Here is a 24,205-nt window from a genome sequence, read left to right as displayed (position 1 = left end):
CGGCATGACCGAGCCCGAGACCGTGACAGAGCCCGAGACCGGGACCGAGACCGCGACAGAGCCCGGGACCGCGACAGAGCCCGAGACGGCGACAGAGCCCGAGCCCGAGCCCGCGACCGCCGTCTGGGAACCGCACGCCCCCGCCGCCGGCCCGCTGAGCCCGCTCGCCGCCCCCGGCCTGGACCTGCGGGTGAGCGGCGCCGGCCGCGTCCGGGAGATCGCCGACGGGGTGGTCGAGGTAACCGCCGAAGGGCCGTCCGAGGTCCGGATCGAATGGCGGGTGCCCTGCGTGGACGCCACCTCCTTCTGGACCCCGGAACCGCGCGGCACCGGCTGGCTGCCCGCCGCCTGGAGCGCCCCGCGCCGCACCGGCCTCGCCTCCGGCGCCCCGATCGCCGCGCTGGTCGCCACCGGGGACACCGCCCGCTGCGCCTTCGCGGCCGACCGGCCCGACGTGCTGGCCGGGGCCGGAGTGGTCGAGGAGAGCGGCGAGTTCCGCTTCTGGGCCGGGGCCGAGGGCCGGCTCACCGTCCGCATCGACACCTCGGGCCGGCACTTCGCCCGGTGCCTGGCCGACCTCACCGCCTGGTCGGGCCGGGGCCGCACCGCCGTCATCCCGGACGCCGCCCGCCGCCCCGCCTACTCCACCTGGTACTCGATGCACCAGGACGTCTCGCCCGAGCGGATCGAGACCCAGGCCGCGCTCGGCAAGGAACTCGGCCTGGACGTGATCATCGTCGACGACGGCTGGATGACCGCCGACCGCACCCGCGGCTACGCCCACTGCGGCGACTGGGAGCCGCTCTCGCTGCCCGACACCGCCGCGCACGTCCGGCGCGTCCACGACCTCGGCGTCCGCTACCTGCTCTGGTACGCGCTGCCGTTCATCGGCAAGGACAGCGCCGCCCACCGGACGATCGGCGGGCACGCCCTCGCCGACGTCGCCCACCTGGGCGCGGTCGTCGCCGACCCGCGCCACCCCGAGGTCCGCTCGTTCCTCACCGACCGGCTGGCCCGGGCCGTCGAGGAGTGGGGCATGGACGGGCTCAAGGTCGACTTCGTCGACTGGTTCGCCCGCGCCGACCCCCCGCCGGCCGGCCCGGAGGCGGACTGCGCCGACGTGGACGAGGGCGTGCGCAAGCTGCTCGCCGCCATCCGCGCCCGGATCACCGCCGCCGACCCGGAGGCGATGATCGAGCACCGCCAGCCGTACGTCAGCCCCGGCCTGTGGCCGTACGTCACCATGATCCGGGCCACCGACTGCCCGCTCAGCCCGCAGGAGAACCGGCAGCGCACCGTCGACCTGCGGCTGGCTGCCGGGCCGGTACCGGTGCACTCGGACATGCTGATGTGGCACCCGGCCGAGCTGCCGGAGCAGATCGCCTGCCATCTGATCAACGTGCTGTTCTCGGTGCCGCAGATCTCCGTCGACCTCGCCGCCCAGACCGCCGGGCAGCGCGCGGCGATCGCCTTCTGGCTGGGCGTCTGCCGCGAGCACCTCGACACCCTGCAACTCGGCGAACTGCGCCCGAGCCGGCCGGACCTCGGCTACCCGCTGGTCACCGCCCTCGGCGAGGGGACGGTCGCGATCGCCCGGTACGCCGCGCTGCCGGTGGACGCCTCGGACCCGCACTGGCACACCCTGCTGGTGGCCAACGCCGACCCGGACCCGGACGTCCGGCTGACCGGCGGCAGCGGGACGGCCGCCCTCACCGTCCAGGACGCCCGGGGGCGTATCGTCCGGCAGGGCGAGGTCGACCTCGACCGGACGGACACCGTCGCGGTGCCGCGCGGCGGGCTGCTCACCCTGCGCCGCGCCTGACGCCCCACCGGCCTTGCGGGAACCACCCGCCCCGCAGGCCCCGCACACCCCGCACACCTGGAGGACCGCATGTCGGAGGGAGCGCACCGACCGCGTCGCGGCGCCAGCACCATCGAGGAGGTCGCCCGCGTGGCCGGGGTGTCCCGGCAGACCGTCTCCAACGCGCTCAACGCCCCGCAACTGCTCCGCCGGGAGACCCTGGAGCGGGTGAGTGCGGCGATCCGCGAACTCGGCTACCAGCCGGACCAGTCGGCCCGCTCGCTGCGCAGCGGCGCCCGCCGCACCCTCGGCTACCTCGCCCCGGCGGACGACCCCCACGACCCCAACCCGTTGATGGCCGGCTTCCTGGAGGCGCTGGTCGACGCGGCCGGGGCCGAGGGGCAGCGGGTGCTGCTGTTCCGCCCCGCCCGGGGCACGGCCGACCCGGGGGCCGCCATCGAGGAACTGGTGGCGGCCCGTCAGGTCGACGGGCTGGTCCTGGCGGACGTCCTGCCCGAGGACGCCCGGGTCGATCACGTCGCCCGGCTCGGCGTCCCGTTCGTCGCCTTCGGCCGGACCGGGCCGGCCCAGCCGCAGCACTGGGTGGACATCGCCAACGACACGGCGACGGCCGCCGTGGTCCGCCACCTCGCCGCCCTCGGCCACCGCCGGATCGGCTACCTCGGAGCGGCCGAGCACCTGCCCTGGATGGCCGCGCGCCGGGCGGGCTTCCGCGCCGAGGCGCACCGGCTGGGGCTGTCCGCCGTCACGGCGGACGGCCCGGAGCCGACGGCCGTACGGGCCCTGCTGCGCGGGCCGGACCGCCCGACCGCCGTGGTGGCGGGCAGCGACCTGCTGGCCCTGGACGCGTACGAGGCGGTGCGGGCGGAGGGGCTCGCGGTCGGCCCGGGCGGCGTCGCGGTCACCGGCTTCCACGACACCCCGCTCTGCCCGCACCTGCACCCGCCGCTGACCTCCGTCCGGCTGCCGCTGCGGGCGATCGCCACCGCGCTGGTGGCCCGGCTGCTCGACCAGGTGCGCGGGGCGGCCGGGCCGACGGAGGGGCTGGAGCTGGCCACCGAGCTGATGGTGCGGGCGAGTTCGGGCCGGACGGGCGACCACCCGTAAAGGGTGACGTGTTCTGTCGGGTTTGCCGTGAACGATGGATGACATGAGCAACGAGGACATGAGCAACGAGGACATGAACAACGAGGACATGAGCAACGAGGGCGACAACGCGGACGGGAACGCCCAGGGCCCGCGTCGAGAGGACCGGGACGGCTCCGCACCCCCGCTCGCCGGCCGGATCGCGCTGGTGGCCGGCGCCACCCGCGGGGCCGGGCGCGCGCTGGCCGTCGAGCTGGGCCGGGCCGGTGCGACGGTGTACGTCACCGGCCGCACCACCCGGGCCCGGGTCAGCGAGGTCGGCCGGGCCGGCGAGACCATCGAGGAGACGGCCGAACTGGTCACCGCGGTCGGCGGACCGGGGATCGCGGTCCCCACCGACCACCTGGACGAGGCCCAGGTGCGGGCCCTGGTCGAACGGATCGACCGGGAGCAGGGCCGGCTCGACATCCTCGTCAACGACCTGTGGGGCGGCGAGCACCTCCTCGCCGGATCCGTGTTCGGGAAGCGGAGTTGGGAGACCCCACTGGCCGACGGCCTGCGGATGCTGGAGCTCGGCGTGCGCTCGCACGTGATCACGGCGGCGCTGCTGCTGCCGCTGCTGATCCGCTCCGACGCGCCGCTGCACCTGGAGGTGACCGACGGCACCGCGCACGCCAACCGCCGCTACCGCGAGAACATGTACTACGACCTGGCGAAGAACGCCCCGATCCGGCTCGCGTTCGGCCTGGGCCAGGAGTTGGCGGAGTACGGGGGCGCGGCGGTCGCGGTCTCGCCGGGCTTCCTGCGCTCGGAGCAGATGCTCGCCCACTTCGGCGTCCGCGAGGAGAACTGGCGCGACGCGATCGCCCAGGAGCCGACCTACGCGATCGCCGAGTCCCCGCAGTACCTGGCCCGGGGGGTCGCGGCGCTGGCCGCCGACCCGGACCGCGCCGAGCGGTGGAACGGCCGGTCCACCTCCAGCGGAGAACTCGCCCGGGTGTACGGGGTGACGGACGTGGACGGCAGCCGGCCGGACGCCTGGGCGTACTTCGAGGACGTCGTCCACGGCGGGAAGGAGGCCTCCGTCGAGGACTACCGCTGACCCTCGCCCTCCCCGGAGCCGTCCCGGTAGAGGGCGGCCAGCGCCGCCGCACGCTCGCGGAAACGTTCGCGCAGCGCGGCCGGGGCCAGCACCTCGGCGTCCGCGCCGAGCCGGGACAGCTGGTCGAAGGCGACGTCCTCGGACTCGGCGGGCAGGTTGAGGGTGACCCGCCCGGCCGGGTCCGGGGCGCTCGCGGAGGCCAGCGCCTCCTCGACGGCGGCCCCGTCCACCACGTCCGGCAGGCGGCGCAGCCCCCGTTCGGTCAGCCGGAGCGTGACCGTGGCGCGCAGCAGCGCCCGGGCGAAGGCGGCCGAGCGCTCCCGCCAGTGCGCGGCCAGGTCGAAGGCGGCGTCGCGGACGAACGGCTCCTCGCCGCCGGGGGCGGGGGCGAGTGCCGTGACGCGGTCGACGCGGTAGGTGCGCCAGGCCTCAGCAGGGTCCGGGGTTCGGGCCCGGGCCACGACGTACCAGGTGCCGGCCTTCAGCACGAGCCCGTACGGCTCGACCACCCGGGTCACCGTGGCGGGCGGTGAGCCGTCCCGGCCGGGCCGCGCGTACGCCAGCTCGACGGCCCGGTCGGCCCACACGGCGCGGGCGAGGTCCGGCAGCAACTCGGGCGTGGACGGCTCCCGGAACCAGGCCGGGGCGTCGAGGTGGAAGCGCCGCGCCGACGACTCGGCGGCCTCGCGCACCGATGGGAGCAGGGTCGCGGTGAGCTTCAGCCGGGCGGTGTCCGCCGCGTCCGCGAGGCCGAGGTCCCGCAGGGCCGTCGGCAGCCCCGACAGGAACAGGGTCTCCGCCTCGCTCGGGTGGAGGGTGGTCAGCCGGGTCCGGTAGCCCGGGGCCAGGAAGTACCCGCCGACCCGGCCGCGCTCCGACCGGACGGGGAGGCCGGCCTCCTGGAGCGCCTGGGCGTCGCGGATCACGGTCCGCTCGGAGACCTCCAGTTCGCGGGCGAGTGCGACGGCGGTCAGGCCGGGGTTCGACTGGATCAGGAGGGCCATGCGGATCAGGCGGGCGGCGCGCATGCTCCAAGGATCGCCCTTGCGAGGACCGCCCTTGCGAGGACCGCCCTTGCGAGGACCGCCCCTCCTTCGGGCGGTGGATCAGCTGTCCACCGGGAGGCCGTCCCGCTGCTTGATCGGCTTCATGATGATCTGCGAGTTGACGGCGGTGGCGCCGGGGAGCCGGGTCAGCCGTTCGGTCCACAGCTTCTCGTAGGCCGCCAGGTCGGCGACCGCGACGCGCAGCAGGCAGCCGGGGCTGCCCATCAGGCGGTACGCCTCCACCACGTCCGGGATGGTCAGGAGTTCCTCCTCGAAGGCGGCGACCATCGTGGTGTCGCGCTCGATCGACACGAGCACCTCGAAACTGCGGCCGATCGCCTGCGGGTTGACCACCGCCCGGTAGCCCTCGATCACGCCGTCCTGTTCCAGCTGCCGCACCCGCCGCAGGCAGGGGGAGGCGGTGAGACCCACGCGCTGGGCGAGCTCCTGGTTGGTCAGCCGGCCGTCCTTCTGGAGCTCCCGCAAGATACTGCTGTCGATCGAATCCATGCAGCCATTATCTGCCACCGTCCGGGCCGCCCCCGCAGACACTCGCACACCCATTGCGACCGTTTCGCCGTAATGTTGCGCCCGGCGCCGGGGGCCCCGCGCCGAACGACCGGCGACCCTCGCAAACCCCTCGAAACGGACACGGACACCGTCATGCAGCCTGCCCTCCGCCCCTCCCACCCGTCGGACGCCCCCGGGACGCGCACCGAGCACGACCTGCTCGGCGAGCGGGACGTACCCGTGGACGCGTACTACGGCATCCACACCCTCCGGGCGGTGGAGAACTTCCCGATCACCGGGACCAGGGTGTCGGCGTACCCGGAGCTGGTGACCGCGCTGGCCTGCGTCAAGCAGGCGGCGGCGATGGCCAACCGCGATCTGGACCTGCTGGCGGACGACAAGGCGCGGGCCGTCGTGGCGGCCTGCGAGGAGATCCGCGCCGGACGGCTCCACGACCAGTTCGTGGTGGACGTGATCCAGGGCGGCGCGGGCACCTCCACCAACATGAACGCCAACGAGGTGGTCGCCAACCGCGCCCTGGAGCTGCTCGGCCACACCAGGGGCGAGTACCGGCTGCTCCACCCCCTGGAGGACGTCAACGCCGGGCAGAGCACCAACGACGTGTACCCGACCGCCGTCAAGATCGCCCTGTACTTCGCCGCCCAGGGGCTGCTGGCGGCCATGGCCGAGCTGCGCGACGCCTTCGCCGCGAAGGCGGCGCAGTTCGGGGACGTCCTGAAGATGGGCCGCACCCAGCTCCAGGACGCCGTGCCGATGACGCTCGGCCAGGAGTTCGCCGCGTTCGCCGTGATGCTGGAGGAGGACCGGGGGCGACTGGCCGAGGCCTGCGCGCTGATCCGCGAGATCAACCTCGGCGGCACTGCGATCGGCACCGGCCTCAACGCCCACCCCGCCTACGCGGCCACCGCCTGCGCCCACCTCGGGGCGATCACCGGGATCCCCCTGGAGGTCGCCGGCGACCTGGTCGAGGCGACCCAGGACGCCGGCGCGTTCGTCCAGCTGTCCGGCGTGCTCAAGCGGGTCGCCGTCAAGCTGTCCAAGACCTGCAACGACCTGCGGCTGCTCTCCTCCGGCCCGCGCACCGGCCTCGGAGAGATCAACCTGCCCGCGGTGCAGGCGGGTTCGAGCATCATGCCGGGCAAGGTCAACCCCGTGATCCCCGAGGTGGTCAACCAGATCGCCTTCGAGGTGATCGGCAACGACCTGACCGTCACCTTCGCGGCGGAGGCCGGGCAGCTCCAGCTCAACGCCTTCGAGCCGATCATCGCCCACAGCCTGCTGAAGAGCCTCACCCACCTGCGGGCCGGTTGCCTGACCCTCGCCGAGCGCTGCGTCACCGGCATCACCGCCAACCGCGACCACCTCGCCGAGCAGGTCGCCCGCTCGATCGGCCTGGTCACCGCGCTCAACCCGCACATCGGCTACGAGAACGCCACCAGCATCGCCCAGGAGGCGCTGACCAGCGGGACCCCGGTCCGCGACCTGGTGCTGCGCCGCGGCCTGCTCACCCAGGCACAGCTCGGCGAGATCCTCAGTCCCGCCAACCTCGCCCACCCCCACAGCAGCTGACGCCAGGCCCTGGGACGAAGCACCTTGAGGAGCCGCCCCTGCCCCTGCCCCCGCCCGGCGCGGGGGGAGGGGGCAGGGGCGGCCTCAGTCGGTCCGGCTCCCGCCGCGTCAGGCCCGGTGGGCCTCCGGCCGCTCCGGGGAGGCCTCCGCGAGCGCCCGCCGTACGGCCTCGACGCCGGCCCGCAGCCCGTAGACCGGCGTGGCCGGCTGCTGCCGCCAGGACTCGTCGATGCCACCCGCGTCCACGGTGTCGAAGCCCAACTCGTCGACCAGCGCCCGCACGACCGCCTTCGCCGCCTCGTCGTCCGAGGCGACCGGCACGGCCAGCCGCTCGGGGTCGCCCGCCGGGAGCGGGCGCTCCAGCAGGTCCTGCGCGTAGGTGCCGTTGAACACCTTCACCACCGGGTGGCCCAGGTGCTGCTCCGTCCAGCGGCTCTCCGTCAGCCCGCCGTCCTCGATCGCGTCGATCCGGCCGTCGCGCTCCTTCGGGTAGTAGTTGCCGGTGTCGATCACCGCCACCCCTTCGGCGGCGCCGTCGAACAGCCCGGCGGGCAGGTCCGGCACGTGCTTCAGCGGCACCGTCACCACCACGACCTGCGCGCCCTTCGCCGCCTCGGAAGCCGTCACGGCCGTGGCGCCCGTCTCCTCGACCAGGGCCTTCAGCGACTCCGGTCCGCGCGAGTTGGCCACCGAAACGTCATGGCCCAGCGCGGTCAGACGCCGCGTCAGGTTGCCGCCGATGTTGCCCGCGCCGATGATGCCGATCTTCATGGGAGAACCCCTTCGCAGTGCCCGACTGGCCCGTCGCCCTGCCCCAACCACGCGGTGACCGCGTCTGTTCCCGCACCGCAGCACCCGCAGGGTGGTTCTCCGGAGCCCATGGTTGACCTAACAGAATGGGAACTCCTCACCACCCCGGTCGCCGTGGAGCGCCTGTACGAGTTCGCGGTCGGCGGAGGGCGCAAACCGTGGAATGCCTTCTGGGACAAGCAGAGTGCCCCGTATCAGGCCTTCGTGGACTGGCTGTGCGGCGCTCGCCTCCAACTCGCCGTCGAGGAAGCCGTTTTCCGGATCGACGACCCCACCCAGCTCGATCAACTCTTCACCATCCATGACATCCTGGCGACATGACCCACGACATGGTGCCGCCACTGCTCGCGGTCGCAGTGCTCCTGCTCGTCATCAAACTGGCCCGGCTGCGGCGAAACGGCAAGCCCCTTCCGCTGCTTCCGCGTTCGCGGCCGGCCTGGGCGACGACGGCGGCCGTCGTCGCCCTGGTGGTGGCCTCGGGGGTGGCGGCCGGTCAGCCCTGGGACGCCTCGATCATTCCCGCCGTGGCGCTGGGCGGCCTGGTGGGGTCGTTCGTGGACCTCCGGCACCGCTGATCCGGCAGCGCTGATCCGGCACCGGACCGGTCACTCGAAGCGCGAGGGGTCGCCGGCCCCGCGCCGGACGATCTCGGCCTCGCCGTCGGAGAAGTCGATCACCGTGGTCGGCTCGGTGCCGCAGTCGCCGGAGTCCACCACGGCGTCCAGCACGTGGTCGAGCCGCTCCTTGATCTCCCAGCCCTGGGTCATCGGTTCGTCCTCGCCGGGGAGGATCAGGGTGCTGGAGAGCAGCGGTTCGCCGAGTTCGGCGAGCAGCGCCCGGGTGACGGCGTGGTCGGGGATCCGGACGCCCACCGTCTTCTTCTTCGGGTGCATCAGCCGGCGCGGAACCTCCTTGGTGGCGGGGAGGATGAAGGTGTAGCTGCCCGGTGTCGCGGCCTTGACGGCCCGGAAGACCCGGTTGTCGAGCTGCACGAACTGCCCCAGCTGGGCGAAGTCCTCGCACATCAGGGTGAAGTGGTGGCGCTCGTCGAGCCGCCGGATCGAGCGGATCCGTTCGAGCCCGTCGTGGTTGTCCAGTCGGCAGCCGAGCGCGAAACAGGAGTCGGTCGGGTACGCGATGAGGGCCCCGGAGCGGAGGCTGTCGGCCACCGTGCCGATGGTGCGCGGCTGGGGGGACTCTGGGTGAACGTCGAAGTACTTCGCCATTGGCCGACCCTACGGGATCCCGGCGGCCCGGGGGCGCAACCGCGACGGACCGCACCCTGGCGGACCGGCCGGGACGCGGCGTACGGTCGGGGGCCATGGGTGTGGACCAGGCGCGGGTGAACCGGATCTTCCTGCCCGGGACGTACGCCGACGGCGTGCCGTACGAGCTGTTCCGGGAGCTGCGGGCGCAGGCGCCGGTCCGCTGGGTGGAGGAGCCGGCGGTGGCGGACTGGCCGTCCGGCACCGGCTACTGGGCGGTGCTGCGGCACGCGGACGTCAAGCACGTGCTGCGCAGCCCGGAGCTGTTCTCCTCGCACCTCGGCGCGACCCAGATCAGGGACCCGGACACCCCGGCCGACCTGGCCTTCGCCCGCACCATGATGCTCAACCAGGACCCGCCCGACCACTCCCGGCTGCGCCGGGCCGTCGCGGCCGCCTTCACGCCGCGCGCGCTGCACGAGCTGACCGGTGCCATCGAGCGGCGGGCGGCCGAACTCGTCGCCGGGATCCGCCCGTTGGGCGAGGCCGACTTCGTACCGGTCGCCGCCGACCTGCCGGTGTGGACGCTGGCCCGCATCCTCGGCGTGCCCGAACAGGACCGGCAGCTCCTGGTCGACTGGTCGAACCAGGTGATCGGCTATCAGGACCCGGACCACGCCCGGTCCAGCACGGCCGACCCGTCCCGGCTCACCGACCTGGGGCGTTCCGCACTCGCGCACCGCCCCGGCCCCGCCGCCACGCCCGACGGCCGCCCGCTCAACCCGCGGTCCCGGGCGGCCCTCGCCGACATGTTCGAGTACGCCCACGCGCTCGCCGAACAGCCGCCGCCGGGCAGCATGGTCGCCCGGATGCGGGACGCCGGGCTGAGCACCGATGAGTTCGAGACGATGTTCTTCCTGTTCGGGGTCGCCGGCAACGAGACGCTCCGCAACGGCCTGCCCGGCGGGCTGTACACGCTGCTCGGCCACCCCGACCAGTACCGCGAGCTGTGCCGGCGGCCCGAGCTGACGGCTTCGGCGGTGGAGGAACTGCTGCGGTTCTGGCCGCCGGTCCTGGAGTTCCGGCGCACCGCCACCCGGGACGTGGTGCTGGCCGGGCAGGCGATCCGACGCGGGGACAAGGTGGTGGTCTACCACGCCTCCGCCAACCGCGACGAGGCCGTCTTCCCCGAACCGGACCGCTTCGACATCGCCCGCACCCCGAACGACCACGTGAGCTTCGGCCACGGCCCGCACTTCTGCGTCGGCGCCCAGCTCGCCCGGATCCAGCTGTCGGTGATGCTCCGCCGGATCACCGCCGAGTTGCCCGGCCTGGAGCTCGCTCCGGGCCCGCCGCCGAAGCGGCTGGTCTCCAACTTCCAGAACGGGTTGAAGGAGCTGCGGATCCGCTGGCGATAGTGCCGGCCCTCGTCCTTGCGCGGCGGCGGCGTGGAGCACGCCAACGCGGGCGTCAACGAGCGCGTCAACGAGCGCGTCAACGCGGGCGGTGACGTGGGCGGTGGCGGGTGGGGGAGAGCGTGGGGGAGCACGGGGGCGGAATGGTCTAGGCCAAGCGTCGTTCATAGGATGGCAAGTCAGTAGTTGTTTGTCGGAGTCACGATCTTCGGGGGCGCCACGGAGCCGGGCACGCCCGTGGAGCCGGGCGGTCCCCGGATCCGCTCCGGTCATCGGGCTCGATTCGAGGAGAACCATGCGTGACACCGTCCTCGCCGACCGCTACCGGTTGGTCGACTGGTTGGGCGGCGGCTCGATGGGCGACGTGTGGCTCGCCGAGGACGAGGTCCTGGGCCGCCGGGTGGCGGTCAAGCTGGTGAAGGCGGCCCTGCTGGAGGAGCCGGGCTTCGCCGAGCGCTTCCACGCCGAGGCCCGCGTCATGGCGCAGCTGCGGCACCCGGGCATCGTCGGGGTGTACGACTACGGGCACAACACCATCGACGGGCAGCGCTCGGTCGGGTACCTGGTCATGGAGCTGATCGACGGTGAGCCGCTGAGCGCCGTGCTGGAGCGCCGCGGCGCGCTACCGGTCGCGGAGGCGCTCCAGCTGGCGCTCCAGGTGCTGGAGGCCCTGGAGGTCGCGCACGAGTCCGGGGTGGTCCACCGGGACATCAAGCCGGCCAACCTGATGGTCCGTGGCGACCGGACGGTGATCGCCGACTTCGGCATCGCCCGGCCGGGCTGCGACGCCCGGCTGACGGTCCCCGGGGTGGTGCTCGGCACCGCCGCGTACCAGGCGCCGGAGCAGGCGTCCACCGGGACGGTCACCGCCTCCGCCGACCTCTACGCGCTCGGCGTCGTCCTCCACGAGTGCCTGGCCGGGCGGCTTCCCTTCGACGGGGAGACCGCCCTGGAGGTGATCCTCAAGCACCTGACGGAGCCCGTGCCGCCGTTGCCCGAGGAGGTGCCCGCGCCGGTGCGGGCGCTGGTCGGACGGGCGATGGCGAAGGAGTCCGGCGAGCGCTGGCCCGACGCGGCGGCCATGGCCACGGCGGTGCGGGAGGCCCTCGCGGCGGTCGGGGAGGAGGTGCCGCCGGCCCCGGACCGGCCCCGGTCGAGACCGGTCGCCGCCGCTCGTACGGCGCGGACCCGGCCCGGCCCGCGCGCGCTGGCCGGGGTGACGGCGCTGGTGCTGCTCTGCATGGGCGGGGCCGCCGGGGCGACGGTGATCCGGCCCGACCGGGAGGCCGCTCCGGCCGGAGCCTCCGCCGCCGGGGCCGCCGACCCGGGCGTGCCGGGCATGCCGATCTCGGCGCTGACGGAGGAGCGTCCGCTCGCCGCGCCGCAGACCGGTGCCACGCCGCTGTCCGGTGCCGCGACGGCTCCGGCTCCGTCCGACGGCCCGTCGGCGGGTGCCGGGAGCCCCGCTCCGGACGCCGGACCCGGGCCGGTCGCCGGGCCGACTCCGGCCGCGCCCGGTCCGTCGCCCGCGGTGCCCGCCGCCGGTCCGAACCCCGCCCCGCCCGCGCCGGTCCCCACCGCCCCGGCCCCGCCCGCCGTCCGCGACCCGGCCACCCAGCCCCCGCCCGCCACCCGGGAACCCACCCCGCCCAACCCGCCCGCCACCGCCGAACCGGCCACGCCCACCGCGACTCCGCAGCCCACCCAGTCGCCCCGGCCCACCCAGCCGCCGGCCCCGCAACCGCCCACCACGGCCACGCAGATCACCGCCAACGGCGCCGCGCTGGACAACTACCAGTCCAAGAACGAGGACGGCAACGGGATCAACACCTACTACGCCAACGGCACGTTGGCCCAGACCTGGCGGATGGAGAAGATCGCCGAAGGGAAGTACTACCTGCGCAACGGCGCCAGCGGCTACACCAAGGTGCTGGACCTGGACAAGGGCAGCCGGAAGGTGCAGATCTGGACGAATCCGCCGGCCGCCGAGAACCAGATCTGGGACCTGGTGCCGGTCGAGGGCGGATACCTGATCGTCAACGACTGGAGCAAGGAGTGCCTGACGTCCTACGGCGTCGGCTACTGGGCCGGGGTGTCGGCGTGCTCGAACGCCAAGGGCCAGGTGTGGGCGATCTCCTGAGCCGCCCCGGCGGCTGAGGCCACCTGGCGGCCGCGGTGGCCGGGGCTACCCGGCAGCCTCGGCCGCGGCTACCCCGGCAGCCAGGACGGCCACTGCCGCCGGGGCCGGTCGGCGGGGCGGCCGAGGCCGATCAGGGCGGACAGCCGGTCGGCCTCGGGGGAGGCGATGGCCGACAGGATGTCGTACGCCTCCGACCGGCACGCCCGGGCCGCTCCCTCGTCGCCGGTGGCGGCGCGGTCGGCGAGCGCGTCGCCCAGCGCCGCCAGGGCCAGGCCGCGGCCCCGGCGGTCGCCGTCGAGGGTCAGCACCTCGACCGCCCGGTCGGCGGTCTCCACCGCCTCGGCGCCGCGTCCGAGGGCGCGCAGCGACTCGGTGAGGCGCAGCAGGGTGCGGCCCGTCCGGCGCAGGTCGTCCGGTCGCAGCAGGTCGAGGGCGCCGCGGTGGTGGCGCAGGGCCTGCTCGAACTCGCCGCGGTCGTGGGCGATGGTGCCGAGCGATTCGAGGGCGAGCGACTGGAGTTCGCGGTCGGCGAGCTGGTGGCAGATCAGCAGGGACTGGTCGACCACCCGGACCGCCGCCTCGAACCGGCCGAGTTCGGTGAACGCGCCCGCCAGGTTGAGCAGTTCGCCCGCCACCGCCCGCCGGTCGCCGAGCCGCTCCCGGACCGAGATCGCCGCCGTGAAGCCGTCGACCGCATCGGTCGGCCGGCCGACCTGGACGAACAGGGCGGCGAGGGAGGCGTGGGCCAGGGCGAGCAGTGCGCCCGGCAGGTCGTGGGCGGTGCACAGGTCGCGGGAGCGGAGCAGCTCGCCGAGGGCGGCGGGTTCGGAGCCGACCTCGGTCAGCAGGCGTCCCAGGACGAGCCGTGCGCTGACCTCGGCGGTTCGGTCACCCTGCCGCAGGGCGGCCTGGAGCAGCACCTTGGCCGCGTGTCCGAGTGGCCGGGTGGCCTGCCCGGTGTCGCACAACAGACTGCAGCCGAGCAGGAGTTCGGCCGCCAGGTCGAGCCGGGTCGGGTCCGGGAGGCCCGCGTACTGGCCGACCAGGGCGCCGATGCCCTGGTACTCGCGGCGGGCGCGGACCACCGCGCGGGCGTCGGGGGCGGCCGGTGCACCGGCGCCGGGCAGGGCGGCGCGGGCGGCGGACGGGCCGAGGGCCGCCACGGTCTCGGCGTGGTGGTGGACCATCAGGCGGGTGAGGACGGCGGCGGGATGGTCCGCCGTCGGGCTCGGGCCGGTGAGCCGCTGGGCGAAGGCGCGCAGCAGGTCGTGGTACCGGTAGCGGTCCGGCGGCGCGGTCTCCAGCATCGAGCAGTCGACCAGCGACTCGGCCAGCTCCTCGGCCTCGTCCTCGGGCAGGCCGAGCACCGCCGCGACCGCGCCCGGCGACAGGTCGGGCACCTCCGGCACGGCCAACAGGCGGAAGGCACGGGCCTGTTCGGCATCCAGCTGGTCGTACCCGAAGCGGAACGCCGACTCGACGGCGAGGTCCCCGGTGCGCAGCACGTCCAGTCGGCGGCGGTTCTCGGAGAGCTTGTCGAGCAGCCGCGCCATGGTCCACCCCGGCCGGCAGGCGAGGCGGGCGGCGAGGATGCGCACGGCCAGCGGGAGGTGGCCGCAGAGCCGGACCAGCTCCAGGGCGGTGTCGGCCTCGGCCCGCAGCCGTTGCTCGCCGATCACCCGGCCGAGCAGGTCGAGGGCCTCCTGCGGATCGAAGGCGGGCAGCTCGACGACGTGCGCGTTGGGCAGTGCACCGAGCCTGACCCGGCCGGTGACGAGCACGGCGCAGCCGGGCCGGCCGGGCAGCAGCGGCCTGATCTGCTCGGCGTCCCGGGCGTTGTCGAGGACCACCAGCACGCGCCGGCCGGAGAGCAGTGAGCGGAACTGGGCGGAGCGTTCGGCGAGCCCGGCGGGCAGCGCGTCGGCGGGCATCCCGAGCGAGCGGAGGAGGGCGCCGAGGGCCTCCTCGGGCGGGGTCGGGCGGCCGTCCGCGCCGTGCAGGTCGACGTAGAGCTGGCCGTCCGGGAAGTCGGCGGCCAGGCCGTGCGCGACGTGCACGGCCAGGGCCGTCTTGCCGACGCCGCCCAGACCGGACACCGTCGCCACGGGCATGGCGTCGGGGGCCAGCAGGGCGGCCCGCAGCGCCGCCGTCTGCGCCGCGCGGCCGGTGAAGTCGGCGAGGTCGGCCGGCACCTGGGTGGGCCGTACCGGGGCCGGGTGCGGCGGGCGGGCCGGGGCGGTGCCGGTCCGGGACGGCGCGGGCGCCACCAGGGCGGCGTCGGCCGCCAGGATCCGGCGCTGCACCTCGCGCAGGCCGGGCCCGGCGGCGACGCCGAGCTGCGCCCGCAGCCGCCGGTCGGTGGCGCGGTACACGCTCAGCGCCTCGGCCTGCCGGCCGGTCCGGTAGAGGGCGAGCATCAGCAGCTCGGCGAAGCGCTCCCGGAGCGGGTGCTCGGCCGCGGCGGCGGTCAGTTCGGCGACGGTCCGGCCCGACGGGCCGAGCTCGACCTCGGCCTCCAGACAGGACTCCAGGACGGCCACCCGGCGTTCGGCCCACTCGGCGCGCTGCCGCTCGACGTACGGCCCGGGGAGTCCGGACATCGGCTCGCCCCGCCACAGGTCCAGGGCCGAGCGGAGCGTGGTGGCGGCGACGGCGTGCTCTCCGGCGAGGCGCAGTTCCCTCGCCTCGCCGATCAGCTCCTCGCAGCGGTGGGTGTCCAGTCCGCCGGCGTCCAGGGTGAGCAGGTAGCCCCCGCTGAGCGAAGTCAGCGGGGCGGGCCCGAGGACGCGGCGCAGCCGGTGCACGTACGTCCGGATCACGGCCGAGGCCCTGGCGGGCGGCTCCTCGCCCCACAGGTCGTCGATCAGCTGGCCGACCGGTACGGGGTGGTTGGCCCGCAGCAGCAGCGACAGCAGCAGGCTCCGCTGCTGCGGCGCGCCGAGCGTCAGCTCGCCGCCGTCGCGCCACCCGTGCACCGGCCCCAGTACCGCGAACCGCAAACCAGCCACCGGCCGTCTCCCCCTCTGCCCGCCGCAATGAACCCCCGGCGCATCTTACCGACCGCATCGCCGCTGGTCAGAGCCTGCTTCGTCGGGAGCCGAGGGGGAGTCACGGCCTGCCACGGCATGGCGCGAACGAGCGAGCGCGCGGGGGCGCAGGCCGTGGCGCACGGGCAGCGGCGGGGAGCGGCGGCGCGGAGGGCGCGGTCAGGTCAGCCCGCGCAGGTGGGGCAGAGCCCCCGGTAGGTGACCTCGGCGCCGGAGACGGTGAAGCCGAAGCGCTGGTCGGTCGGGAGGTCGGCGAGCGGGCTGCCGACCGGGTGGACGTCGCGGATGGCACCGCAGCCGGTGCAGACAAGGTGCTGGTGGGGGTGGTGGGCGTTGGGGTCGTAGCGCTTGGCCCGCCCGTCGGTGGACACCTCGATGACCTCGCCGAGGGTGACCAGCTCACCGAGGGCGTTGTAGACCGTCGCGCGGGAGATCTCCGGGAGGCGTTCGGCGGCCCGGGCGTGCACCTCGTCGGCGGTCAGGTGCACATGCTCGCCGTCCAGGACCTCGGCCACGACACGCCGCTGGGAGGTGAGTCGCCAGCCGCGCTCGCGCAGCCGCTCCAGCAGGTCACTCATAACGGTTCACCTATTCAGGTCACGGGGAAGACCGGAGTTTACCAATGCGGATCCCGGGGATTCCGGCTCCCGACCGGATACGGGTTTGGTGTCTTTCTTGACGTGGATCAGGTCCATCGTAGGATCGGCTCCGGCGCTAGCCTGGGTATCGGCAGTACCAGATAGCAGCAGTAGGTGCCGTAGGTAGCAGATAGACACCGTGATCCGCCTTTCTAGGGAAGGATTCCCATGTCTGAGAACCACGATGCAACCGTTGTAGAGGCGGGCACGGGCGGCTGCCCGGTCAACCACGGGCGCGCGCTCCACCCCACCCAGGGCGGCGGGAACCGCCAGTGGTGGCCGGAGCGGTTGAACCTCAAGATCCTCGCCAAGAACCCCGCCGTCGCCAACCCGCTCGGCGCGGACTTCGACTACGCCGCGGCGTTCGCCGCCCTCGACCTCCCGGCCGTCAAGCGGGACATCCAGGAGGTGCTCACCACCTCGCAGGACTGGTGGCCGGCCGACTTCGGCTACTACGGCCCCTTCATGATCCGGATGGCCTGGCACAGCGCCGGCACCTACCGGATCAGCGACGGCCGCGGCGGCGCCGGCGGCGGGCAGCAGCGCTTCGCCCCGCTGAACAGCTGGCCCGACAACGCCAGCCTGGACAAGGCCCGCCGCCTGCTCTGGCCGGTGAAGAAGAAGTACGGGCGCAGCCTGTCCTGGGCCGACCTGATCGTCCTGACCGGCAACGTCGCCCTGGAGGGCATGGGCTTCGAGACCTTCGGCTTCGGCGGCGGCCGGGTCGACGAGTGGGAGCCGGACGAGGACGTCTACTGGGGCCCGGAGACCACCTGGCTGGGCGACGAGCGCTACACCGGCGACCGCGAGCTGGAGAGCCCGCTGGCCGCCGTGCAGATGGGCCTGATCTACGTCAACCCCGAGGGCCCCAACGGCAATCCGGACCCGGTCGCCGCCGCCCGCGACATCCGCGAGACCTTCTACCGGATGGCGATGAACGACGAGGAGACCGTCGCGCTGATCGCCGGCGGCCACACCTTCGGCAAGACCCACGGCGCCGGCCCGGCGGACAACGTCGGCCCGGACCCGGAGGACGCGCCGATGGAGCAGCAGGGCCTCGGCTGGAAGAGCCGCTACGGCACCGGCGTCGGCGGCGACGCCATCACCAGCGGCCTCGAGGGCATCTGGACGGCCACCCCGATCACCTGGGACAACAGCTTCTTCGAGACGCTGTTCGGCTACGAGTGGGAGCTCACCAAGAGCCCGGCCGGCGCCCACCAGTGGAAGCCCAAGGACGGCGCCGGCGAGGGCACCGTGCCGGACGCCCACGACCCGGCCAAGCGGCACGTCCCGATCATGCTCACCACCGACCTCTCGCTGCGCTTCGACCCGGTGTACGGGCCGATCTCCCGGCGCTTCCTGGAGAACCCGGCGGAGTTCGCCGACGCCTTCGCCCGCGCCTGGTACAAGCTCACCCACCGCGACATGGGCCCGGTGGCGCGCTACCTCGGCCCGGAGGTCCCGAGCGAGCAGCTGCTCTGGCAGGACCCGCTGCCGGCCGTCTCCTACCAGCAGGTCGGCGCCGCGGACGTGGCGGACCTCAAGCGGCGGATCGCGGCCACCGGGCTGTCGGTCTCCGAACTGGTCTCCACCGCCTGGGCCGCGGCCTCCTCCTTCCGCAACAGCGACAAGCGCGGCGGCGCCAACGGCGGCCGGATCCGGCTGCAGCCGCAGGCCGGCTGGGAGGTCAACGAGCCGGACCGGCTGGCCGCCGTGCTGCGGGCGCTGGAGGGCGTGCAGCGGGACTTCAACGCGCAGGCCGGCGACACGCAGGTCTCCATGGCCGACCTGGTGGTGCTGGCCGGCGGCGTCGGCGTCGAGCAGGCGGCCAAGGCGGCCGGGCTGGCCGTCGAGGTGCCGTTCGCGGCCGGCCGGGTGGACGCCCCGCAGGAGCTGACCGACACCGAGTCCTTCGCCGCGATGGAGCCCAAGGCGGACGGCTTCCGCAACTGGGTCGGCAAGGGCAACCGGCTGCCGGCCGAGTTCCTGCTGCTGGACAAGGCGAACCTGCTGGGCCTCAGCGCGCCCGAACTGACCGTGCTGGTCGGCGGGTTGCGCGTGCTGGGGGCCAACCACCAGCAGTCCGCGCACGGTGTGCTGACCGAGACCCCGGGCGTGCTGACGAACGACTTCTTCGTCAACCTGCTGGACCTGGGCATCAGCTGGTCCTCCACCTCGGAGGACTCCCACACCTTCGAGGCCCGGGACGCCTCCGGCGCGGTCAAGTGGACCGGCACCCGCGCCGACCTGGTCTTCGGCTCGAACTCCGAACTGCGGGCCGTCGCCGAGGTGTACGCGAGCGACGACGCCAAGGAGAAGTTCGTGGAGGACTTCGTCGCGGCCTGGGTCAAGGTCATGAACGCGGACCGCTTCGACCTGGTGTGACACCGCTGAGGTAGCCGGGAGCCCCGGGGGCGCGAACCCCCGGGGCTCCCGCGCGTCGTCACGGTGCCGCGCGTGTCATCACGGCGCCCTGCGCGTCGTCACGGCGCGCGTCGTCGCGGTGCCCCGCGCGTCGTCACGGCGCCCCGGGCGTTCCCACACTGACCAGCCCGGTCTCGTACGCCGCGACCACCACCTGGGCCCGGTCCCGCAGGCCCAACTTGCCCAGGATCCGGGCCGCATGGGTCTTCACCGTCGCCTCGGAGAGCTGCAGCCGGGCGGCGAGTTCGGCATTGCTGAGGCCGCGGGCGAGCAGCCCCATCACCTCCAGCTCGCGCGGGGTGAGGGTGGCCAGTTCGCGGTGCGGGGCGGCCGCGTCCGGGGCGGCCGGGCGGGCGAAGCGCTCGACCAGGCGGCGGGTGATCGCGGGGGCGAGCAGCGCGTCACCGGTGCGGACCAGCCGGACGGCGGCGGCCAGGTGTTCCGGGGTGACGTCCTTGAGCAGGAACCCGCTGGCCCCGGCGGCCATCGCGGCGTACACGTAGTGATCCAGGTCGAAGGTGGTGAGCATGATGATCCGGGGTGCGTCGGGGGTGCGTTCGGCGAGGATCCGCCGGGTGGCCTCCAGGCCGTCCAGTCCGGGCATCCGGATGTCCATCAGCACCACGTCCGGTCTGCTCCGGCGGACGGCGGCGACGGCCTGCTCGCCGTCCTCGGCCTCGGCGACCACCTCGATCCCCTCGGACTCCAGGATCAGCCGGAAGCCGATCCGGACCAGCGCCTGATCGTCGGCGACCACCACGCGCAGCGGCCGCTCGTTCTCTCCGGTGGCCATCAACTCTCCAGGGGTATCGAGGCCGTGACGCGGTAGCCACCGCGCGGCCGGGGGCCGGTGTGCAGGGTGCCGCCGTAGACGGCGAGGCGTTCGCGCAGCCCGAGCAGGCCGCGGCCGTTGCCGGTGGCGGCGGCGCCGGTGGGGCGGCCGCCGGTGTCGGTGACCTCCACCCGCAGGCGGTCGGGGGCGTAGTCGACGGTCACCGCGGCGTCGGCGCCGCCCGCGTGCTTGACGGTGTTGGTGAGCGCCTCCTGGACGACCCGGTAGGCGGCGAGTTCGACCCCGGGCGGGACGGTCCGCCGCTGCCCGGACACGGTCAGCTCCACCGGCAGTCCGGCCCGGCGGACGCCCTCGACCAGGGCGTCCAGCCGGCCCAGGCCGGGCTGCGGGCTGAGGTCGGCATCGGCCGCCGGATCCTCCCCGGTGCCGGAGTCGATGGTCAACAGGCCCATCACGTGCCGCAGTTCGGTCATCGCCGCGCGCCCGCCGGACTCCACCGCGGCCATCGCCTCGCGGGCCTTGTCCGGGGCGGTGTCCAGGATCTTGCGGGCGGCCCCGGCCTGGATCGTCATCATGCTCACGTTGTGGGTCACCACGTCATGCAACTCCCGTGCGATGCGCGCCCGTTCGAGCTCCACCGCGCGGTCCAGCGCGGCCAGCTGCTCACGCTCCAGGGCGGACAACCGCTCCCGCCCCTGCTCCACCCGGCGGCGCCACATCCGCAGTTCGTAGGCGACCGCGAACACCGGTACCAGGACGAACACGGCCACCACCGAGTTCGGGAAGTGCGGCAGCTTGGCGGAGTCGAACAGCGCCACGAGCGCGGCCGCGGCAGCCGCCAGGCTCACCGGCAGGGCGGCGGTGCGGCGCCCGTACCCGGCCGCGCTGTAGGCGGCGACGATCACCGCCACGCCCGCCGAGTACGCGATGTCCTCGGACTGCCCCCGCACCAGCAGCGCGGCCGGCAGCACCGTCCACAGCACCGCCAGCGGGTGGCGCCGGCGCAGCACCAGCGGCAGCGGGACGAGCGGCACCAGCAGTAACAGCCCGGCCCACGCGGGGTCGTGCGGGCCGCCGGAGATGGCGGCGTAGCGGCCGGAGGTGAACGAGAGGAACAGGGCCAGGGCCAGGTCGAAGGCCTGGCCGCGCCGGGTCGGCCGGGGCGGGGGAGGTGCGCCGTCCGCGCCGCCGCCCGGGCGGGCGCCGGCCAGCAGCCGTCGTACCGCGGGGTGGTTGATCACCGGGACATTGTGGCGGTCGGCCGCCGCCCGGCACAGCCCCGCGAGCGGCGGCGGCCGGTACACCGGTCGACTACCTCGCAAGGATGACACCGGCGGCCGTACGCCCGACGCGGTACGGAACCTGCGGCCGGCGGCGGACGCGGTGCGGTGCCGTCCGTCCGTACCTTCGTCCTCGTCACCAGGCAGGACAGCACGAGGAGCGGGGACATGAGCAACGATCCGGTGATCGAACTGAGCGGTGTGAGCCGCCACTACGAGGGCGCGCGGGCGGCGCTCGACGGGGTGACGCTGAGCGTCCGGGCGGGGGAGTCGGTGGCGCTGCTCGGCCCGTCCGGCAGCGGGAAGTCCACCCTGCTGAACCTGGTCGCCGGGCTGGACCGGCCGAGCGCCGGGACGGTCACCGTGGCCGGGGTCCGGGTGGACCGGCTGAACGAGAAGGGCTCGGCCAGGTACCGGCGCGGCACGATCGGCATGGTGTTCCAGTTCTTCAACCTGCTGGACGACCTGACGGTGGCCGACAACGTGGTGCTGGCCGGCGAACTGGCCGGCGTCCCCCGGGCCGAGGCCCGGCGGCGGGCCGCCGAGTTGCTGGAGTCGCTCGGCATCGACCGGCATGCCCGCGCCCACCCCGGTCGGCTCTCCGGCGGCGAACGCCAACGCGTCGCGGTGGCACGGGCGTTGATGAACAATCCGCCCCTGCTGCTGGCCGACGAGCCGACCGGCGCACTGGACTCGGCCTCCGGCGAGGACGTCAAGGAGCTGTTCCGGGAGCTGCACCAGGACGGCCAGACCATCCTGATCGTCACCCACGACCTGACCCTCGCCGAGGACTGCGCCACCCGCACCGTCCGGATGCGGGACGGCCGGGTCGAGTCGGACACCGCGGCGGTGGCGGCATGAGTGCGTTGAGCCGGGTCGTTCGCGCCGGAGTACGGCGCCGCCGGACCCAGTCGATCGCCATCGGGCTGTCCGCCCTGGTGGCCACCACCTGCTCCGTCCTCGGCGGCTCGCTGCTGGTCGCCTCCGAGGCCCCCTTCGACCAGGCCTTCGACGGCCAGCACGGCGCCCACCTCACCGCGCGCTTCGACGGCACCCGGGTGAGCGGCGGCCAGCTCGCCGCCACCGCGCACGCCGCCGGGGTGACGGAGACCGCGGGCCCCTTCCGGACCGTCACCGTCGACCCCGAGCCGGGCCCCGGCTCCGGCGTCCCGGTCGGGGCGACGATGGCCCCGATGACCGTCACCGGCCGCGCCTCGGCCACCGAGGGCATCGACAAGGTCCAGCTGACGGAGGGGAGTTGGCCGATCAAGCCGGGCGAGGTGACGATCGGCGACTCGTACCTGAACCAGAACGTGCCGCTCGGCGGCACCCTGCGCCTGCCCGGCCTGCCGGGCGCCCCCACCCTGAAGGTGGTCGGCTTCGCCCGCTCGGTCAGCCGCACCGCCGACGCCTGGGTGACGCCCGAGGCGATCCCCGCCCTCACCGCCCCCGGCAGCACCCCCGGCTACGAACTGCTCTACCGCTTCGCCGACGCCGCCACCACCGGCGCGATGGACGCCGACCGGACCGCCGTCGCCGCCGCCGCACCCGCCGGGGCACTGACCGGCGCCCAGTCCTGGCTCGCCGCCAAGCAGGGCTCGGACCGCAACACCGCGCTGTTCCTGCCGTTCATGGTCGCCTTCGGCCTGCTCGGCATGGCGATGTCGGTGCTGGTCGCGGGCAATGTGGTGGCCGGCGCCGTCGGCACCGCGACCCGGCGGATCGGCGTGCTCAAGGCGATCGGCTGCACCCCGGCCCAGGTGGTGCGCGCCTACGTCGCCCAGGCGCTGGCCCCGGCCACCGTCGGCGTCCTGCTCGGGGTGGTGGCGGGCAACCTGCTGGCCGTCCCGGTGCTCGCCACCGCCGGAAACCTCTACGGCACCAAGGCCTCCGGCATCGCCCCCTGGGTGGACGTCGCGGTGGCCGGCGGCACCCTCGCCGCCGTCGCCCTGGTCGCCTGGGCGGCCGCCGCCCGGGCCGGCCGGCTGCGCACCGTGGACGCGCTGGCCGTCGGCCGTACGGCGGGCGGCACCAGGCGGGACGCCCTGGCCCGGCGGGTCGCCGCGCTGGCCGCCCGGCTGCCGCTGCCCCGGCCGGTCAGCCTCGGCCTGGCCCAGCCCTTCGCCCGCCCGGCCCGGGCCGCCGGGATGCTCGCCGCCGTGCTGTTCGGGACGGCCGCGGCCACCTTCGCGGTCGGCATGGGCGGCACGATGAGCTGGGTGCAGGAGGCCAAGAACCACGCGAGCGCGGACGTCCTGGTGACGCCCGTCCGACCGGCCGTCCAGCCCGGGGCCGCCCCGGTGAAGCCGGCTCCGGCCGACCCGGCCGCCGTCACCGCCGCGCTCACCGCCCAGCCGGGCACCGCCGCTTACTACGGCGTCGGCGTCGAGGAGGTCACCGTCCCCGGCGTGGCCGGGAGCACCACGCTGACCGCCTTCCGGGGCGACTCCTCCTGGGCGGGGTACCGGATGGTCACCGGCCGCTGGTACCAGGGGCCCGGCGAGGCGGTCGCCCCGAACACCTTCCTCGCCGCGGCCTCGATCGGGCTCGGCGACCAGGTGACCTTCACCGACCACGGCCGGCCGGTCACCGTCCGGATCGTCGGCGAGGTCTTCGACCCGCACGTGCAGACCAACGAGCTGTTCACCGACGCCGGAAGCCTCCCGAGCGGCACCGCGCCCGTCCCCGACCAGTGGTTCGTCAAGCTCCGCCCCGGCACCGACCACGCCGCCTACGCCACCGCCCTCGGCGGCGCGCTCGCCCCGCTCGGCCAGACCGCCGAGGACGGCGTCCCGCAGCACTCCGCCGACTCGATCCTCGCCCTGAACTCGCTCACCGCCACCCTGACCGTGCTGCTGGTCGTGGTCGCCGGGCTCGGCGTCCTCAACACCGTCGTGCTGGAGATCCGCGAGCGCACCCGCGACACCGGCGTCGCCAAGGCGCTCGGCATGACGCCGGCCCAGACCGTCGGCGTGGTGCTCGCCTCGGTGCTCCTGGTCGGGCTGGTCGGCGGCGCGATCGGCCTGCCGGTCGGCCTACTGCTGCACGGCCTCACCGTGCCCGCCATGGGCCACAGCGCCGGACTGGACATCCCGGCGGCGGCGCTGGACGTCTTCGGCACCCCGACCCTGGCCCTGCTCGGCCTCGGCGGCGTGCTGCTCGCCCTGCTCGGCGCCCTGCTCCCGGCCGTCCGGGCGGCCCGGGCCCGGACGGTGGACGCCCTGCGCGCGGAGTGACACGTGTGCCGTCGACCGTGCTCAGGACCGGAGGGGCTGGATGCCGGTGCTGTACCGGATG

The 24,205-nt window shown here is 74.6% G+C and carries 19 protein-coding genes; 11 read left to right on the top strand and 8 right to left on the bottom strand.

Annotation, left to right across the window (positions count from 1 at the left end; genetic code table 11):
* The first annotated feature begins 4 nt into the window (after window positions 1–4).
* From ACZ47G_RS07310 to ACZ47G_RS07300, 3 genes are all read left to right on the top strand, one after another.
* Entirely contained in the window at window positions 5–1,822 is a 1,818-nt protein-coding gene (locus ACZ47G_RS07310) for an alpha-galactosidase (RefSeq protein ID WP_465740474.1), read from the top strand.
* Window positions 1,823–1,891: 69 nt separating this feature from the next.
* Window positions 1,892–2,929 (top strand): LacI family DNA-binding transcriptional regulator, encoded by a 1,038-nt coding sequence (locus ACZ47G_RS07305; protein WP_465740473.1) that lies wholly within the window; start codon window positions 1,892–1,894, stop codon window positions 2,927–2,929.
* 88 nt (window positions 2,930–3,017) lie between these two features.
* The gene (locus tag ACZ47G_RS07300) at window positions 3,018–4,010 is read left to right on the top strand and encodes an SDR family oxidoreductase (RefSeq protein WP_465740568.1); all 993 of its coding nucleotides are present in this window, start codon (window positions 3,018–3,020) and stop codon (window positions 4,008–4,010) included.
* On the opposite strand, the gene ACZ47G_RS07295 is transcribed toward ACZ47G_RS07300, so the two are convergent.
* Both ACZ47G_RS07295 and ACZ47G_RS07290 read right to left on the bottom strand, forming a co-directional pair.
* A complete protein-coding gene (locus tag ACZ47G_RS07295; protein ID WP_465740472.1) occupies window positions 4,001–5,038 on the bottom strand; it encodes a helix-turn-helix transcriptional regulator in 1,038 nt (345 codons plus the stop codon). The two genes, ACZ47G_RS07300 and ACZ47G_RS07295, sit on opposite strands and share 10 nt — an antisense overlap.
* A 78-nt stretch (window positions 5,039–5,116) precedes the next feature.
* Window positions 5,117–5,566 carry an Lrp/AsnC family transcriptional regulator gene (locus ACZ47G_RS07290; protein WP_465740471.1) on the bottom strand — a complete coding sequence of 150 codons (450 nt, stop codon included), beginning with the start codon at window positions 5,564–5,566 and terminating at the stop codon, window positions 5,117–5,119.
* A 153-nt stretch (window positions 5,567–5,719) separates the two neighbouring features.
* Here ACZ47G_RS07290 and aspA point away from each other — a divergent pair, with 153 nt between their 5' ends.
* On the top strand, window positions 5,720–7,156 hold the full coding sequence (aspA, locus tag ACZ47G_RS07285) for an aspartate ammonia-lyase (protein WP_465740470.1): 1,437 nt from the start codon (window positions 5,720–5,722) through the stop codon (window positions 7,154–7,156).
* 108 nt (window positions 7,157–7,264) lie between these two features.
* Here aspA and ACZ47G_RS07280 read toward each other — a convergent pair whose 3' ends face one another.
* Window positions 7,265–7,945, bottom strand: a complete 681-nt coding sequence (locus tag ACZ47G_RS07280; RefSeq protein WP_465740567.1) for an NADPH-dependent F420 reductase — start codon at window positions 7,943–7,945, stop codon at window positions 7,265–7,267.
* 90 nt (window positions 7,946–8,035) lie between these two features.
* Between ACZ47G_RS07280 and ACZ47G_RS07275 the strand changes: the two genes are divergently transcribed.
* Complete coding sequence (locus tag ACZ47G_RS07275; protein ID WP_465740469.1) at window positions 8,036–8,287, top strand: hypothetical protein; 252 nt, start codon at window positions 8,036–8,038, stop codon at window positions 8,285–8,287.
* On the top strand, window positions 8,284–8,541 hold the full coding sequence (locus tag ACZ47G_RS07270) for a hypothetical protein (RefSeq protein WP_465740468.1): 258 nt from the start codon (window positions 8,284–8,286) through the stop codon (window positions 8,539–8,541). The genes ACZ47G_RS07275 and ACZ47G_RS07270 overlap by 4 nt, the downstream gene beginning before the upstream one ends.
* Window positions 8,542–8,571: 30 nt before the next feature.
* Here the strand turns inward: ACZ47G_RS07270 and ACZ47G_RS07265 are convergent, their stop codons facing one another.
* Window positions 8,572–9,192 carry an L-threonylcarbamoyladenylate synthase gene (locus ACZ47G_RS07265; protein ID WP_380463775.1) on the bottom strand — a complete coding sequence of 207 codons (621 nt, stop codon included), beginning with the start codon at window positions 9,190–9,192 and terminating at the stop codon, window positions 8,572–8,574.
* A gap of 95 nt (window positions 9,193–9,287) precedes the next feature.
* On the opposite strand from ACZ47G_RS07265, the gene ACZ47G_RS07260 reads away from it, so the two are divergent.
* Both ACZ47G_RS07260 and ACZ47G_RS07255 read left to right on the top strand, forming a co-directional pair.
* Window positions 9,288–10,589, top strand: coding sequence for a cytochrome P450 (locus ACZ47G_RS07260; protein WP_465740467.1), 1,302 nt, complete (start codon window positions 9,288–9,290; stop codon window positions 10,587–10,589).
* A 292-nt stretch (window positions 10,590–10,881) separates the two neighbouring features.
* On the top strand, window positions 10,882–12,726 hold the full coding sequence (locus tag ACZ47G_RS07255) for a protein kinase domain-containing protein (RefSeq protein WP_465740466.1): 1,845 nt from the start codon (window positions 10,882–10,884) through the stop codon (window positions 12,724–12,726).
* 68 nt (window positions 12,727–12,794) lie between these two features.
* On the opposite strand, the gene ACZ47G_RS07250 is transcribed toward ACZ47G_RS07255, so the two are convergent.
* Together ACZ47G_RS07250 and ACZ47G_RS07245 are read right to left on the bottom strand one after the other, a co-directional pair.
* Window positions 12,795–15,734, bottom strand: coding sequence for an AfsR/SARP family transcriptional regulator (locus ACZ47G_RS07250; protein ID WP_465740465.1), 2,940 nt, complete (start codon window positions 15,732–15,734; stop codon window positions 12,795–12,797).
* A 203-nt stretch (window positions 15,735–15,937) separates the two neighbouring features.
* The gene (locus tag ACZ47G_RS07245; RefSeq protein ID WP_465740464.1) at window positions 15,938–16,351 is read right to left on the bottom strand and encodes a Fur family transcriptional regulator; all 414 of its coding nucleotides are present in this window, start codon (window positions 16,349–16,351) and stop codon (window positions 15,938–15,940) included.
* Between the two features lie 228 nt (window positions 16,352–16,579).
* Between ACZ47G_RS07245 and katG the strand changes: the two genes are divergently transcribed.
* Complete coding sequence (gene katG, locus ACZ47G_RS07240) at window positions 16,580–18,796, top strand: catalase/peroxidase HPI (RefSeq protein WP_465740463.1); 2,217 nt, start codon at window positions 16,580–16,582, stop codon at window positions 18,794–18,796.
* A gap of 133 nt (window positions 18,797–18,929) precedes the next feature.
* Here katG and ACZ47G_RS07235 read toward each other — a convergent pair whose 3' ends face one another.
* Window positions 18,930–19,628, bottom strand: a complete 699-nt coding sequence (locus tag ACZ47G_RS07235) for a response regulator transcription factor (RefSeq protein WP_465740462.1) — start codon at window positions 19,626–19,628, stop codon at window positions 18,930–18,932.
* Complete coding sequence (locus ACZ47G_RS07230) at window positions 19,628–20,869, bottom strand: sensor histidine kinase (RefSeq protein WP_465740461.1); 1,242 nt, start codon at window positions 20,867–20,869, stop codon at window positions 19,628–19,630. The genes ACZ47G_RS07235 and ACZ47G_RS07230 overlap by 1 nt, the downstream gene beginning before the upstream one ends.
* A 207-nt stretch (window positions 20,870–21,076) precedes the next feature.
* Between ACZ47G_RS07230 and ACZ47G_RS07225 the strand changes: the two genes are divergently transcribed.
* Window positions 21,077–21,769 (top strand): ABC transporter ATP-binding protein, encoded by a 693-nt coding sequence (locus ACZ47G_RS07225; protein ID WP_465740460.1) that lies wholly within the window; start codon window positions 21,077–21,079, stop codon window positions 21,767–21,769.
* Window positions 21,766–24,144 (top strand): FtsX-like permease family protein, encoded by a 2,379-nt coding sequence (locus ACZ47G_RS07220; RefSeq protein ID WP_465740459.1) that lies wholly within the window; start codon window positions 21,766–21,768, stop codon window positions 24,142–24,144. Before ACZ47G_RS07225 ends, ACZ47G_RS07220 begins: the two co-directional genes overlap by 4 nt.
* Window positions 24,145–24,205: the final 61 nt, after the last annotated feature.

It is taken from the genome of Kitasatospora sp. NPDC030952 (assembly GCF_055571335.1).
Note: the sequence above shows the minus strand (reverse complement) of the source record. Positions and strands in the feature narration are given on the sequence as shown.

Bases quoted from the DNA above. Each gene is read 5' to 3' on its own strand.
- ACZ47G_RS07310 (WP_465740474.1), top strand. From the start codon at position 5: ATGACCGAGCCCGAGACCGTGACAGAGCCCGAGACCGGGACCGAGACC.
- ACZ47G_RS07305 (WP_465740473.1), top strand. From the start codon at position 1,892: ATGTCGGAGGGAGCGCACCGACCGCGTCGCGGCGCCAGCACCATCGAG.
- ACZ47G_RS07300 (WP_465740568.1), top strand. From the start codon at position 3,018: ATGAGCAACGAGGGCGACAACGCGGACGGGAACGCCCAGGGCCCGCGT.
- ACZ47G_RS07295 (WP_465740472.1), bottom strand. From the start codon at position 5,038: ATGCGCGCCGCCCGCCTGATCCGCATGGCCCTCCTGATCCAGTCGAAC.
- ACZ47G_RS07290 (WP_465740471.1), bottom strand. From the start codon at position 5,566: ATGGATTCGATCGACAGCAGTATCTTGCGGGAGCTCCAGAAGGACGGC.
- aspA (WP_465740470.1), top strand. From the start codon at position 5,720: ATGCAGCCTGCCCTCCGCCCCTCCCACCCGTCGGACGCCCCCGGGACG.
- ACZ47G_RS07275 (WP_465740469.1), top strand. From the start codon at position 8,036: ATGGTTGACCTAACAGAATGGGAACTCCTCACCACCCCGGTCGCCGTG.
- ACZ47G_RS07270 (WP_465740468.1), top strand. From the start codon at position 8,284: ATGACCCACGACATGGTGCCGCCACTGCTCGCGGTCGCAGTGCTCCTG.
- ACZ47G_RS07265 (WP_380463775.1), bottom strand. From the start codon at position 9,192: ATGGCGAAGTACTTCGACGTTCACCCAGAGTCCCCCCAGCCGCGCACC.
- ACZ47G_RS07260 (WP_465740467.1), top strand. From the start codon at position 9,288: ATGGGTGTGGACCAGGCGCGGGTGAACCGGATCTTCCTGCCCGGGACG.
- ACZ47G_RS07255 (WP_465740466.1), top strand. From the start codon at position 10,882: ATGCGTGACACCGTCCTCGCCGACCGCTACCGGTTGGTCGACTGGTTG.
- ACZ47G_RS07245 (WP_465740464.1), bottom strand. From the start codon at position 16,351: ATGAGTGACCTGCTGGAGCGGCTGCGCGAGCGCGGCTGGCGACTCACC.
- katG (WP_465740463.1), top strand. From the start codon at position 16,580: ATGTCTGAGAACCACGATGCAACCGTTGTAGAGGCGGGCACGGGCGGC.
- ACZ47G_RS07235 (WP_465740462.1), bottom strand. From the start codon at position 19,628: ATGGCCACCGGAGAGAACGAGCGGCCGCTGCGCGTGGTGGTCGCCGAC.
- ACZ47G_RS07225 (WP_465740460.1), top strand. From the start codon at position 21,077: ATGAGCAACGATCCGGTGATCGAACTGAGCGGTGTGAGCCGCCACTAC.
- ACZ47G_RS07220 (WP_465740459.1), top strand. From the start codon at position 21,766: ATGAGTGCGTTGAGCCGGGTCGTTCGCGCCGGAGTACGGCGCCGCCGG.